Below are 12,257 nucleotides of genomic sequence, written 5' to 3'. Positions count from 1 at the left end.
ACTTGTTCATATGGACTGTGCGCCCACAAATAGGGAGTGTTCATAAATAGATAGAAAGAGCTAAAGCTTTGTTAAAAAATAAAACAAGGGATAATCTTAGCATTTCAGAACACTTGCTAAAGCGTTTAGTCTTGCGATTTAATCTAGCAAGCATATCCCTTAAGGAGGAATTGAAGCTCTCAACCAAACAAGTTTCAGACTTTGTCTGCAGATGTATTTGAGCAATTTTATAATGACAATAGACCTCATACCCATCTGTACACATATAACGAATTTGGTATTTTTCTCCTAGCTCACGAGCTAAATCTACGTAATTTTCTTTATCACCTGAACCTACTTTAAACGCAACAGTTTTGAATCTGTCCCTATCGACAGCAGTCCATATTCTTGTTTTATTCTCTTTTTTTTGACGTATGTATATAGCTCATCCATCTCTAATATCTCTATACGCTTCTTATCTCCCTCTATCTTTTGATTCGTCACCATCTCATCTACTACTTTCCCTGCTTGTTTGATCCAATAAAATACTGTACTTAACGGGATATTTAATATGTGAGCTATCCTCCTAATTCCGCAGTTATTTAGATACATCTTTATCACCATGCTCCTCTCTTTATTACCATATTTCCAATTCTTCCTACCATCTCCTTCTGTAAAGTTTTTATTACAACTCTTACATTTGTATCTCTGCTTTTTCCTTGCATATCCATTTTTTGATACCCCTTTCCCTTTGCAATATTTACATTCTATTTTCTCCATTTTTCCCTTTCTTTTTTTTCCTTCCCTCTCCTTATATCACATTCTTTTCTTCTTTCCTATCCCTTTTAAAACACTCCCCACAAATAGAGAGCGATATAATTTTACTTTTGAAAAAGTGTATGATACAATCTCGCTCAAGCAAAAACATTATAAAGGAGTAACGGTTATGCCCAAACAACTTAACTTTCAGGTTGGTGACGATGTTGTGTACCCAACCCATGGAGTAGGGAAAATCACTGCAGAAGAAGAGGAAAAATACGGAGGAATAGAGGTGGTGGTTTATGTTATTAGCTTTGACAATACAAGTATGACTTTAAGAGTGCCAAAATCCAGGGCAAATAAGGTTGGACTTAGACACCTTAATTCAAATGAGTTCTTAGACAGGGCGCTTGATATTCTTTCAGGCAATGAAATTAAACTTCACAAGGGAATGTGGAGCAAGAGGGTTCAACAGTACGAAAACAAAATTAATTCTGGCGACATTATCGCAATAGCAGAAGTTATTAAAGAATTGCACGTCAACATTGAGAAATCAGAGAGATCATACAGCGAGAAGGTTATATATAACGACGCTCTTGAAAGATTGGCAGGCGAATACGCAGCTACTCATAAATTAGAACTAAACGAAGCAATAAACAAGTTGCGGGCAAAACTTAACTATCACTAATTGATATTCAAGCTTTTTGTCAGATTTTACATTGCAATTTTATAGTTGCCAAGCGTGGTTTTAACGCACTTATAGCTTGAACCAAAAATTTTTTGCGCATTGATTCAAAATATTTGACCAAACTCACAAAACATAGTAGATTGTCCTCTATAACATTAAATTTTATTATAAGGAGTCAAATGAAAAAATTACCGCTTACTGTTTGCCTAGTGGCTTTGATGGCAGTTGGTTGTACTCACAAATCGCAACAAAAAAACAACTTGGGAGACGATAGCAGTTCAGTTTCTCATGCAACTCTACAAGAATTCGAAACAAAAGTTGGGGATAAAGTGTATTTTGCTTTCGATAGCTCAGCTCTATCCAATGATGCAAGAGCTACTCTTGACAAACAAGTTGGCTTCATGAAAGAATATCCTAATCTCAAATTCGTTATCGAGGGGCATTGCGATAAAAGAGGAACGATCGAATACAACCTTGCTCTTGGCGAAAGACGTGCAAATAGCGAAAAAGAATATTTGGTGCAAAACGGAGTTAACCCAGACAGAGTTACTGTGATTAGTTTCGGCAAAGAAAAACCTGCAGTTGAAGGCGACACAGAAGAAGCTTTCTCACAAAACAGAAGGGGCGTTACAGTAATCAGATAACACCTATATCAAAATCGCAAAAGGGGCTTTGCGCCCCTTTTTTTTACGTTGTCATATTAACTACCACCTATCTCCCGAAGCCGTACTTCTGGTAAATTAAAAAATTCAGAAAGAGCTAGGGGTGCGAGTGATAAGCATGAAGAGCGCACAAAGGCACACAACTAAATGGGAAGTCCGAAACATGATGTCACTAACTTTTTAAGTTATCGTGGGTATGCTTCAGGCATTATGTTGAAGAGTGTTGTATTAAGGTGTAAGTTTTTTGTCTCAATATTCTCATGTTTCTTATTATTAAAATCCAACATGTCATTAATCAGAATATCTAAAGCCTTGTCAGCCTGCGGCGCATCCTCAAGGAGAGAAGCAGAGAAACTTATCGCCCACGGACTGGTTAAAGTCAATGGCGTTACCATCAACACTCCTGTTTTCTTTGTCAAAGATGAGGATGAAATATCGGTAGCTGGGAAAGTTTTATCAAAAAACATTAACGTCAAGCTATGGAAGTACTTCAAGCCAAAGGGCGTGATAACAAGCCATAAAGATCCATTAAAAAGAACAACTTTATTCGAAATATTGCCATCAAGCATAGGACGTGTAATTTCTGTTGGACGACTGGATTACAATACAGAGGGACTGATACTACTTACTAACAGTGGTAATTTAGCCCGAACCTTAGAATTGCCATCAACAAAGATAGAAAGGGTCTACTTATGCAAAGCTCATGGCAAGATGCCAACAAAAATGCCAGAAGCGTTAGCTGCAGGTGTCACAATAGACAGTATAAAGTATGCCCCAATTTTCATAGAAATCACAAAACAACATAACACAAAAGCCTGGTATAAAGTTACTCTAAGCGAGGGCAAAAATAGGGAGATAAGACGTGTTTTTGAACGTTTTGACCTACAGGTAACAAGGCTGATTAGAACGTCATATGGTAAGTTTTCCATAGGAAGTATGAAAGAAAGGGATCTGATAGAAATTGACAATCAAGAATTCAACGAGTATACCTCCTGTAAATTAAATCTATAGACGACATATTTTAGGGGCGCAATTAATATGGATGGATGGCTTTTAATAGACAAACCCACAAACCTATCATCTTTTCAAACCATCAACCGTTTCAAAAGAATATTAAATACCAAAGTGGGTCATTGCGGAACCCTTGACCCTTTCGCATCTGGCTTTCTTCTAATGGCAGTTGGGAAAGCAACCAGACTGGTCGAGTATGCTATGGCACTCGAAAAAGACTATACTTTTAGGGTAAAATGGGGGATTTCAACAGATAGCGATGATTTGACGGGGGATGTTAAAGAAACTTGCAGCCACATCCCAACACAAAAGGATATAGAGGAGAAGTTAAATGACTTCATTGGCAAAATAGAACAAGTCCCACCAATCTTTTCAGCAGTTAAAGTCAATGGAAGAAGAGCTTATGATTACGCAAGAAATGGTGATGATATCTCTTTAAAACCAAAATTAGTTACGCTCAAAAAATTCTCTGTTCTAGCGCATAATAAAAACGAAACTTCTTTTCATGTGGTCTGTGGTAAAGGATTTTATATTAGGTCGCTTGCAAGAGATTTGGCTGAATCTTTAGGTACATTGGCTCATGTGACAACACTAAGGAGAAATCTAAGCGGCATATTTCAAAACAAAGAGATGGTTAGCAGCGAAAAAGAAAAAGATTTCTTGCATCCAAGTGAATTTTATGATTATCTATCGTCAAGAATTTTGCCTCTGGATTATGTGCTAGACGACATCCCTGTTTATAATTCAGAGCAAGCTTGCGTTAGTAAATTAAAAAATGGTCAAACTATCGTCTGCTTAGATTCGTTTAAAAGTAACTCTACGGTAGCAGCAAAAAGTGATGGCGTACTTATCGCTCTTTGTACTTTCTTAGACGGTTACTTAAAACCAATAAAAACTTTTTAAAAGGAGGAATATAGATGTCGATTACTAAAGAACTACAAAATGAGCTTATTACTAAGTTTGGACGGGGAGACAATGACACAGGTTCTTCAGAAGTACAGTGCGCTTTGTTTACTCACCATATCAAAAACTTGACTGAGCACTTAAAAGCAAACAAGAAGGATTATCAAGCAAAGAGAGGTCTTCTGGCTTTCGTAGTAAAGCGCAAAAGGCTATTAACTTACTTAAAAAGAACAGATCACGCTAGATACGAGAAATTAATACAGGAACTACAATTAAAAGGAATATAGATGTTTAACATAGTGAGCAAATCCATAGAATGGGGTGGCAAAAGGATAGAGTTAGAAACAGGCAAAATCGCAAGACAAGCTGACGCCGCAGTAATGGTACGGATGGGGAGCAGCGTTGTCCTTTGCACCGTTACTTATAACAAGAAAATAAAGGAAGGGATTGATTTCTTTCCTCTCACCGTTCACTATTTAGAAAAGTATTACGCCGCTGGCAAATTACCTGGTGGATTCATGAAGAGAGAAGGGAAGCCGTCTGATAGAGAAGTTTTAATTTCAAGGCTCATAGACAGGCCGATCAGACCTTTGTTTCCCGAGGATTTTTTCCACGAAGTCAATGTGATATGTAAGGTGCTGTCCTATGATGATAATGCGCCAACTGATGTACTTGCAATAATAGGAACAGCTGCTGCACTACAAATCTCAGAAGTGCCGTTCACTAATGCGTTAGCAGCAATTAAGGTTGGCATAGTAGATGGAGAGTTTACTATTAACCCATCCTCACTAGATTTAGAGAAATCTGATCTGGATTTAGTGATTGCAGGAACAAAGGATTCTGTCTTAATGATTGAGTCATCAGCAAAAGAAATTAGTGAGGAAAAGCTAATCTCGGCTATAGAATTCGGACATAATAATATTCAGCCAATCATTGATTTGATCAACGATTTCGCATCTGTTGCAGGAAAAAGTAAATATGATTACGTTAAGTTCAGCATCTCTAACGTTTATGAAGTCTTGAAGCAAGAATTTCAAAATGATGTAAAAGACGTATATAAAATAGTCAATAAAAAAGAGAGGAATGAACAACTAAAAGGTATCTATGAAACGGCCCTTCAAAAGCATGCACAAAATGAAAATTTTGAGCAAAATGTTTTTGACATGGCATTTAAAAAGCTTCAAAAAGAGGTGGTTAGAACTAAAATTTTGGATCAAAATGTCAGGATTGATGGCAGAAACCTAGAAGATATCAGAAACATAGAATGTGAAGTTGGTTTGTTACCACAACCACATGGTTCTGCGTTATTTACAAGAGGAGAAACACAAGCATTAGCCGTAGTGACTTTAGGCAGCATGCAAGACTCTCAGTTAAGGGATGATATAACTGGTGTCTCTTCTGACAGATTTTTGCTGCATTACAACTTTCCACCTTACTCTGTGGGGGAAGTTGGAATGTTGAGACCACCAGGCAGAAGAGAAATAGGCCATGGTAAGTTAGCCCACAAAGCCATATTATCCATACTTCCTAACATCGACGCTTTCCCCTATACAATACGTATAGTGAACGAGATTACGGAATCCAATGGCTCGTCCTCAATGGCAACTGTTTGCGCTTCCGTACTGTCTTTAATGGACACAGGAGTGCCAATTAAAACACCTGTAGCAGGGATTGCTATGGGATTAATTTTAGAACAGGATAGGTTTGCAATTCTGTCGGATATATTAGGAGATGAAGATGCTCTTGGTGATATGGATTTCAAAGTGGCATGCACAAAAAATGGTGTTACAGCACTACAAATGGACATAAAAGTACGTGGGATCACCATAGAGATTATGAAGCAAGCAGTTGCCCAGGCAAGAAAGGGTTGTGATCACATAATGGGCAAGATGTTAAAAGTGATTTCACAGCCAAATGCCAACTTGAGCTCATCTGCTCCTAGGATTGTATCAATTAACATAAATAAGGAAAAAATAGGGGCAATCATCGGACCAGGCGGGAAAATTATAAAAGATATCTGCGAAAAAAGTGGAGCAAAGGTTGATATAGAGGATGATGGCAAAGTATCTGTTTTTGCTAAGGATGAGGCATCTTTAATTATTGCAAAAAAAATGATCACCGACATAGTAGCAGAACCAGAAAGAGGTGAGGTCTATACAGCAACGGTTGTAAAAATTATGCCGTTTGGTATTTTTGCAAGGTTTTTGGGTAGTGCAGAGGGGCTTGTTCATATAAGCGAGATTTTAGACAGAAAAATAGATACATTAGAAAATGTTTTATCTGAAGGTGAATTTGTCAACGTAAAATATCTAGGCGTCGACAATAGAGGAAAGTTTAAGCTTACAATGAAGGATGTCAAACAAAGCGATGAACTTATCAACAAGGCCGCTTGGAAAAAGTTGCTGGAAGGACCTACGAAAAAACATACGGCAGAAAAGGAAGACAAAAAGGTTAACCCTGAAATGAAAAGCAAAGAAGTACCCGCTCCAAGCCCTGAGAAAAAAGGCGACTTAGAGAAGGAACCTAGTTCTGAAAAAAGCTTTATACGGAAAATTTTAGAGGACTTTTAAAAGATTGTTAAAACCTCTAATCCGCGTACCTGGCCCCTCTATCAAGAGTCATAGAAGTATGGCGAAACGAGGGAATAAGCAGATAAAAATCTGATTATATCCATAAGAAAATGGTAATTTCAGTGGAAAAACCTTATGAATTTGATGGTAAATGCCAATACAAAATCCTTAAAATTCTCAGAGTGTTAGCCAAAGATAGATATAAAATTGCCCTGCTCACTTAGGAAATTATTGTTATCCTCAAAATGTAGCCAGAGCTTAATCGTAAGATCGACAACTTCTTCAGATTTTGAAACTACCTTTGTTTTTCTGGTCATTCTTGCAATTCTGTGCCTTGTGTTTGAGTTATTGGACTCAATTGAGAGTGTATGTTGTTTGCCAACAACATGTTGATGGCGAGGTATAACCTCTGAATAAACAGACCAATCGTCTGTGTAATAACTGCAATTATCTCTACTTATGATTGGGAGTGTTTTAAAAAGGATAGGAAAGAAGAAAAGAATGTGATATAAGGAGAGGGAAGGAAAAAAAAGAAAGGGAAAAATGGAGAAAATAGAATGTAAATATTGCAAAGGGAAAGAGGTATCAAAAAATGGATATGCAAGGAAAAAGCAGAGATACAAATGTAAGAGTTGTAATAAAAACTTTACAGAAGGAGATGGTAGGAAGAATTGGAAATATGGTAATAAAGAGAGGAGCATGGTGATAAAGATGTATCTAAATAACTGCGGAATTAGGAGGATAGCTCACATATTAAATATCCCGTTAAGTACAGTATTTTATTGGATCAAACAAGCAGGGAAAGTAGTAGATGAGATGGTGACGAATCAAAAGATAGAGGGAGATAAGAAGCGTATAGAGATATTAGAGATGGATGAGCTATATACATACGTCAAAAAAAAGAGAATAAAACAAGAATATGGACTGCTGTCGATAGGGACAGATTCAAAACTGTTGCGTTTAAAGTAGGTTCAGGTGATAAAGAAAATTACGTAGATTTAGCTCGTGAGCTAGGAGAAAAATACCAAATTCGTTATATGTGTACAGATGGGTATGAGGTCTATTGTCATTATAAAATTGCTCAAATACATCTGCAGACAAAGTCTGAAACTTGTTTGGTTGAGAGCTTCAATTCCTCCTTAAGGGATATGCTTGCTAGATTAAATCGCAAGACTAAACGCTTTAGCAAGTGTTCTGAAATGCTAAGATTATCCCTTGTTTTATTTTTTAACAAAGCTTTAGCTCTTTCTATCTATTTATGAACACTCCCTGATTTTCCACAATTTTCTAAAGGTTGTAACGTTACGCTTACCAACCACCCAGGCAACAACTCTCTTGAGCTCCCTACTATAGGCTTTCCATATCCATAATTTGTTTTTTTTTGAATCTACAAAATGCCACATCTCATCTATTTCAACTTCTCTCAATTCTTCCGGCACTGTTGGTCTTGGTATCTTTTTAGCATACAGTATTATCCACTTATATACGCTAGTATGAGCTACTTTAAATAATTTCCCTAGCCATCTAAAGCTACTTTTTTCCATGCTGTACAATAACACTGCCAGAGCCTTCATCTCTGGCGAACAGCCTCTTAATTTAGTGTTTGTAAAATTACATCCACACTCTTTGCATTTATACCTTTGCATACCCCTAATATTACCATTCTTAACGTATTTACTGCTACTGCATTTTTTACACTCTGTATTCATATCTCTATTTTCTTTGTTGCTCGCTATATTCATTTTAGCATCTTATCTATCTTATGGCAACACTCCCAAAATTCTAACCACCTTTAAATAAGAAGAGTAAAATGGCAAGCCTGGGGGATCGCACGCAAGTGCAAAGCTTGCCATTTGCGGTTTTGAAATTCTTTAGCCTTCTTTTTTCGACACAATTACTATCGCTGGCCTCAACAGTTTGTCCTTTATCGTATAACCAGCCTGAACCACGTTTACTATGATATTTGGCTCTTTATGTTCGTCTGTAACCTGCGATATTGCTTGATGAAAGTTATGATCAAACTGCTCATTCAATGGATATATCCTGTTGATATCGAATTCTTGAAAGCTCTTGAGTAGATTATTCTTACTCATCTCCACACCCTCAAATAAGGTATTGAATTCTTTATGGGATTTGCATGATTCTCTATCCACATTTTCTAAAGCTCTGAACAAATTCTCAAATTGTTCTATAATGGATTTCACAAAGTTTGCGATACCAAATTTATGGGCTTCTTCCAGCTCTCTTTTGAACCTTTTTCTTAAATTTTCGTTCTCTGCCTTCTCCCTGATTAGCGCATCCTTCAACTTCTTTGTTTCCTCCTCATACTCTTGGCAATGCTTCAACGTAGCGTTGTCTTCTACTTTGTTTTCTTGTACTTCTTCTTGAGCTGGCTTATTTTGTTCATTTTGCTGCTTGTTGTCTTGGTCCATACTTATTTCATTACATATTAATCTGTATCACTTATTTAGGCACATCACGTTATTTTTTCAAGCATAATATACCTCAAGTCAAATTAAAGATTGGCAAATGAGAAGACGATAGGTAAGTTCAAAAGTTGACTAGCCACTAACATAAAGCGTTATTTATTCAGTTTTGCATCCACTCTTAATAATTATTTTAGTTTCTTAGATAGTGTCGTCATGAGATTTGTGGTATAATATGAAAGAAAAGATAAATCAGGAGTAAAAATGGATTTAGGGCTACATAGGCATGATATAACAGATAATATGTGGGATTTGATAAAGGATCATTTGCCAGGAAGGGAAGGTACGTGGGGAGGTTTGGCACATTATGGGAGCGTTGAAAGATAAAATAAGGATAAATGTGATGGTTTGATTTAAGGAAGTTTGGACCATGGTCTAAAAAAATTAACAAAAAACTGGTTTCCCCAAGAATTCAAAAGATTTCTTTGAGGTGGGATATGGTAATTTTTAGCTTTTTATTGATTCTGCGAAGCGTGATTTTATGAGCTTAGGCAGTAAGAACCGTTAAACGTTTTAAATTAAAGCAGATAGCATTCATAAATTCAGCAAACTGATTTTTGGCAATTCCTATGTATCGCAATCGTTTATTATCTTGAGAAAACACCCTCTCAAACGGAGCCCTTATGGAAGTATAGTATCGATCAAGGTCAAAATTCTTTTGCTTCATATTGTTTTTCTTGATGGCGCAAAAATGAATACCTCTGCTTTTAGCTGCATTCTTTGCTGGTGCAACACAATACCCTTTGTCAGCATAAACTGCTCCACTATTTGGTAAAACATGCGCAACTCCCTTTGCATCGGTAACATTAGCAGGCGTTATAGCAACCTTGTTGATCATTCCGGATTGAATATCTACGCTTACATGTTTTTCTTATAGCCATACCAAAATTTACTACCACCCTTGCACCCTATTTTGGCTTGTTTATCATGTGCGACTTTAGGCAAGACTTCGTTGTTAAGTTTTTCATATTTTTGTTTTCTGGCTTCATCCCGCTCTTCCCATAAATTAGCTTTGGAGATCAAGTGACTTGCATCAACAAAAGTAAATACCTCGCTCATATATCCTTGAGATTTTAGTTGATCTCTAAAAATGGCAAAGATTTTTGATAACAAATTTGTTCCTATCTTTGAGCGGATTCTACTAAAAACGCTATAATCAGGTGTGGCTTCGGTTAAATCAAAATCACAAAACCACTTGGCTGCAACACTGTCACTCAAATATCTTTCTAGTTCACGATCTGACAAATCTTCCATAAACTGTAACAACAAGCATTTAAATAAACGTAAAACACCATATCCCTTATAATTAGCAGGAGATTCAATTCCCTTCAGCTCTTGCTCTGCTGCCCCAAAATTAAACAGCTCCTTAAATTTGCGATATTGATGCTCACTACCAACCAATTGATCCAAACATACCATTATTATTTGATGCGCTGATGACATTTTTCTCTTCTTTATTCTGTAATCCACTCCACTATACCTTTCTTTATTCCATCTTGCAACACTCCCAAAAAAGATTTTGCAGATGGAGAGACAAAAGGATATGGGAGGCTTTATTGGAGATATTTGTGAAAGAACCTGATATGGAATGGTTAATGATAGACGCAAGTCATAGTAAAGTGCATCCACATGCTTCAGGTGCAAAAGGCGGCAATCAAGATATGAGTCGTACAAAAGGGGGCTCAATACAAAGATTCACCTTGCCTTGGATTCACATGGTATGCCACTCAAAGTTATTGTCACAAAAGGCTCAGAAGCTGATTGCAAGCAGGCTGTTAATCTTATTGAAGAGATGAAAGCTGAGTACTTACTAGCCGACAGAGGGTACGATGTTAATTACATAATTGACCATGCCCAAGAATTGGGCATGAGAGTTGTTATTCCTCCTAAAAAGAACAGAATCACCCAGAGAAAATACAATAAAGATTTATATAAAATAAGGCATATTGTAGAAAACACCTTTCTTCATCTTAAAAGATGGAGGGGAATTGCAACCAGATATGCTAAAAATTCAGCTTCTTTCCTTGCCGCAATTCAGATTAGATGTTTATCTCTTTGGCTTAAAATCTCATGACGACATTATCTAGTTTGTTTTGTTCCATACGTACTTTGTCCTTTTCCAGAACATCCAATGCACATAGTTAACACGATTATAAGTAATGGGAGTGTTGCAAGATGGAATAAAGAAAGGTATAGTGGAGTGGATTACAGAATAAAGAAGAGAAAAATGTCATCAGCGCATCAAATAATAATGGTATGTTTGGATCAATTGGTTGGTAGTGAGCATCAATATCGCAAATTTAAGGAGCTGTTTAATTTTGGGGCAGTAGAGCAAGAGCTGAAGGGAATTGAATCTCCTGCTAATTATAAGGGATATGGTGTTTTACGTTTATTTAAATGCTTGTTGTTACAGTTTATGGAAGATTTGTCAGATCGTGAACTAGAAAGATATTTGAGTGACAGTGTTGCAGCCAAGTGGTTTTGTGATTTTGATTTAACCGAAGCCACACCTGATTATAGCGTTTTTAGTAGAATCCGCTCAAAGATAGGAACAAATTTGTTATCAAAAATCTTTGCCATTTTTAGAGATCAACTAAAATCTCAAGGATATATGAGCGAGGTATTTACTTTTGTTGATGCAAGTCACTTGATCTCCAAAGCTAATTTATGGGAAGAGCGGGATGAAGCCAGAAAACAAAAATATGAAAAACTTAACAACGAAGTCTTGCCTAAAGTCGCACATGATAAACAAGCCAAAATAGGGTGCAAGGGTGGTAGTAAATTTTGGTATGGCTATAAGAAAAACATGTAAGCGTAGATATTCAATCCGGAATGATCAACAAGGTTGCTATAACGCCTGCTAATGTTACCGATGCAAAGGGAGTTGCGCATGTTTTACCAAATAGTGGAGCAGTTTATGCTGACAAAGGGTATTGTGTTGCACCAGCAAAGAATGCAGCTAAAAGCAGAGGTATTCATTTTTGCGCCATCAAGAAAAACAATATGAAGCAAAAGAATTTTGACCTTGATCGATACTATACTTCCATAAGGGCTCCGTTTGAGAGGGTGTTTTCTCAAGATAATAAACGATTGCGATACATAGGAATTGCCAAAAATCAGTTTGCTGAATTTATGAATGCTATCTGCTTTAATTTAAAACGTTTAACGGTTCTTACTGCCTAAGCTCATAAAATCACGC

Annotated in this window: 18 protein-coding genes and 1 pseudogene; 12 read left to right on the top strand and 7 right to left on the bottom strand. The window is 36.8% G+C overall.

Annotation, left to right across the window (positions count from 1 at the left end; genetic code table 11):
• Nucleotides 1-40 precede the first annotated feature (40 nt).
• Nucleotides 41-385, bottom strand: a complete 345-nt coding sequence (locus Bandiella_RS07570; RefSeq protein WP_407651266.1) for an IS1 family transposase — start codon at nt 383-385, stop codon at nt 41-43.
• Nucleotides 334-759, bottom strand: a complete 426-nt coding sequence (locus Bandiella_RS05135) for an IS1/IS1595 family N-terminal zinc-binding domain-containing protein (protein ID WP_323732464.1) — start codon at nt 757-759, stop codon at nt 334-336. Before Bandiella_RS05135 ends, Bandiella_RS07570 begins: the two co-directional genes overlap by 52 nt.
• 115 nt (nt 760-874) lie before the next feature.
• On the opposite strand from Bandiella_RS05135, the gene Bandiella_RS05130 reads away from it, so the two are divergent.
• The 6 genes from Bandiella_RS05130 to pnp all read left to right on the top strand — a co-directional run bounded on the left by Bandiella_RS05130 (nt 875) and on the right by pnp (nt 6,572).
• Nucleotides 875-1,426: a CarD family transcriptional regulator gene (locus tag Bandiella_RS05130; RefSeq protein WP_323732657.1), complete on the top strand. Its 552-nt coding sequence runs from the start codon at nt 875-877 to the stop codon at nt 1,424-1,426.
• Between the two features lie 113 nt (nt 1,427-1,539).
• Nucleotides 1,540-2,070 (top strand): peptidoglycan-associated lipoprotein Pal, encoded by a 531-nt coding sequence (gene pal / locus Bandiella_RS05125; RefSeq protein ID WP_323732656.1) that lies wholly within the window; start codon nt 1,540-1,542, stop codon nt 2,068-2,070.
• 303 nt (nt 2,071-2,373) lie between these two features.
• Nucleotides 2,374-3,099 carry a pseudouridine synthase gene (locus Bandiella_RS05120; protein WP_323732655.1) on the top strand — a complete coding sequence of 242 codons (726 nt, stop codon included), beginning with the start codon at nt 2,374-2,376 and terminating at the stop codon, nt 3,097-3,099.
• Between the two features lie 27 nt (nt 3,100-3,126).
• The gene (gene truB / locus Bandiella_RS05115; RefSeq protein WP_323732654.1) at nt 3,127-4,002 is read left to right on the top strand and encodes a tRNA pseudouridine(55) synthase TruB; all 876 of its coding nucleotides are present in this window, start codon (nt 3,127-3,129) and stop codon (nt 4,000-4,002) included.
• Nucleotides 4,003-4,016: 14 nt separating this feature from the next.
• On the top strand, nt 4,017-4,289 hold the full coding sequence (rpsO, locus tag Bandiella_RS05110) for a 30S ribosomal protein S15 (RefSeq protein ID WP_323732653.1): 273 nt from the start codon (nt 4,017-4,019) through the stop codon (nt 4,287-4,289).
• The gene (gene pnp, locus Bandiella_RS05105) at nt 4,290-6,572 is read left to right on the top strand and encodes a polyribonucleotide nucleotidyltransferase (protein WP_323732652.1); all 2,283 of its coding nucleotides are present in this window, start codon (nt 4,290-4,292) and stop codon (nt 6,570-6,572) included.
• Nucleotides 6,573-6,757: 185 nt separating this feature from the next.
• On the opposite strand, the gene Bandiella_RS05100 is transcribed toward pnp, so the two are convergent.
• Nucleotides 6,758-7,144: an IS1 family transposase gene (locus Bandiella_RS05100; protein ID WP_323732651.1), complete on the bottom strand. Its 387-nt coding sequence runs from the start codon at nt 7,142-7,144 to the stop codon at nt 6,758-6,760.
• On the opposite strand from Bandiella_RS05100, the gene Bandiella_RS05095 reads away from it, so the two are divergent.
• Nucleotides 7,116-7,541 (top strand): IS1/IS1595 family N-terminal zinc-binding domain-containing protein, encoded by a 426-nt coding sequence (locus tag Bandiella_RS05095; RefSeq protein WP_323732544.1) that lies wholly within the window; start codon nt 7,116-7,118, stop codon nt 7,539-7,541. The genes Bandiella_RS05100 and Bandiella_RS05095 overlap by 29 nt on opposite strands.
• Complete coding sequence (locus Bandiella_RS07565) at nt 7,454-7,834, top strand: IS1 family transposase (protein ID WP_407651267.1); 381 nt, start codon at nt 7,454-7,456, stop codon at nt 7,832-7,834. Before Bandiella_RS05095 ends, Bandiella_RS07565 begins: the two co-directional genes overlap by 88 nt.
• Here the strand turns inward: Bandiella_RS07565 and Bandiella_RS05090 are convergent.
• Both Bandiella_RS05090 and Bandiella_RS05085 read right to left on the bottom strand, forming a co-directional pair.
• Complete coding sequence (locus Bandiella_RS05090) at nt 7,829-8,314, bottom strand: IS1 family transposase (RefSeq protein ID WP_323732650.1); 486 nt, start codon at nt 8,312-8,314, stop codon at nt 7,829-7,831. The two genes, Bandiella_RS07565 and Bandiella_RS05090, sit on opposite strands and share 6 nt — an antisense overlap.
• 129 nt (nt 8,315-8,443) lie before the next feature.
• A complete protein-coding gene (locus Bandiella_RS05085) occupies nt 8,444-9,004 on the bottom strand; it encodes a nucleotide exchange factor GrpE (protein ID WP_323732649.1) in 561 nt (186 codons plus the stop codon).
• A 258-nt stretch (nt 9,005-9,262) separates the two neighbouring features.
• Here Bandiella_RS05085 and Bandiella_RS05080 point away from each other — a divergent pair, with 258 nt between their 5' ends.
• On the top strand, nt 9,263-9,385 hold the full coding sequence (locus Bandiella_RS05080; protein ID WP_323732648.1) for a hypothetical protein: 123 nt from the start codon (nt 9,263-9,265) through the stop codon (nt 9,383-9,385).
• A 160-nt stretch (nt 9,386-9,545) separates the two neighbouring features.
• On the opposite strand, the gene Bandiella_RS05075 is transcribed toward Bandiella_RS05080, so the two are convergent.
• Entirely contained in the window at nt 9,546-9,896 is a 351-nt protein-coding gene (locus Bandiella_RS05075; RefSeq protein ID WP_323732514.1) for a transposase, read from the bottom strand.
• A gap of 20 nt (nt 9,897-9,916) precedes the next feature.
• Nucleotides 9,917-10,528, bottom strand: coding sequence for a transposase (locus tag Bandiella_RS05070; protein WP_323732577.1), 612 nt, complete (start codon nt 10,526-10,528; stop codon nt 9,917-9,919).
• Nucleotides 10,529-10,545: 17 nt separating this feature from the next.
• Here Bandiella_RS05070 and Bandiella_RS05065 point away from each other — a divergent pair.
• From Bandiella_RS05065 to Bandiella_RS05055, 3 genes and pseudogenes are all read left to right on the top strand, one after another.
• A pseudogene (locus Bandiella_RS05065) lies at nt 10,546-11,132 on the top strand (IS5 family transposase); the annotation flags it as partial.
• 57 nt (nt 11,133-11,189) lie between these two features.
• Nucleotides 11,190-11,870, top strand: coding sequence for a transposase (locus tag Bandiella_RS05060; RefSeq protein ID WP_323732647.1), 681 nt, complete (start codon nt 11,190-11,192; stop codon nt 11,868-11,870).
• Nucleotides 11,871-11,890: 20 nt separating this feature from the next.
• Complete coding sequence (locus tag Bandiella_RS05055; RefSeq protein WP_323732514.1) at nt 11,891-12,241, top strand: transposase; 351 nt, start codon at nt 11,891-11,893, stop codon at nt 12,239-12,241.
• Nucleotides 12,242-12,257: the final 16 nt, after the last annotated feature.

Source organism: Candidatus Bandiella woodruffii (genome assembly GCF_034359465.1).
Classification (GTDB): Bacteria; Pseudomonadota; Alphaproteobacteria; order Rickettsiales; family Midichloriaceae; genus NDG2.
Note: the sequence above shows the minus strand (reverse complement) of the source record. Positions and strands in the feature narration are given on the sequence as shown.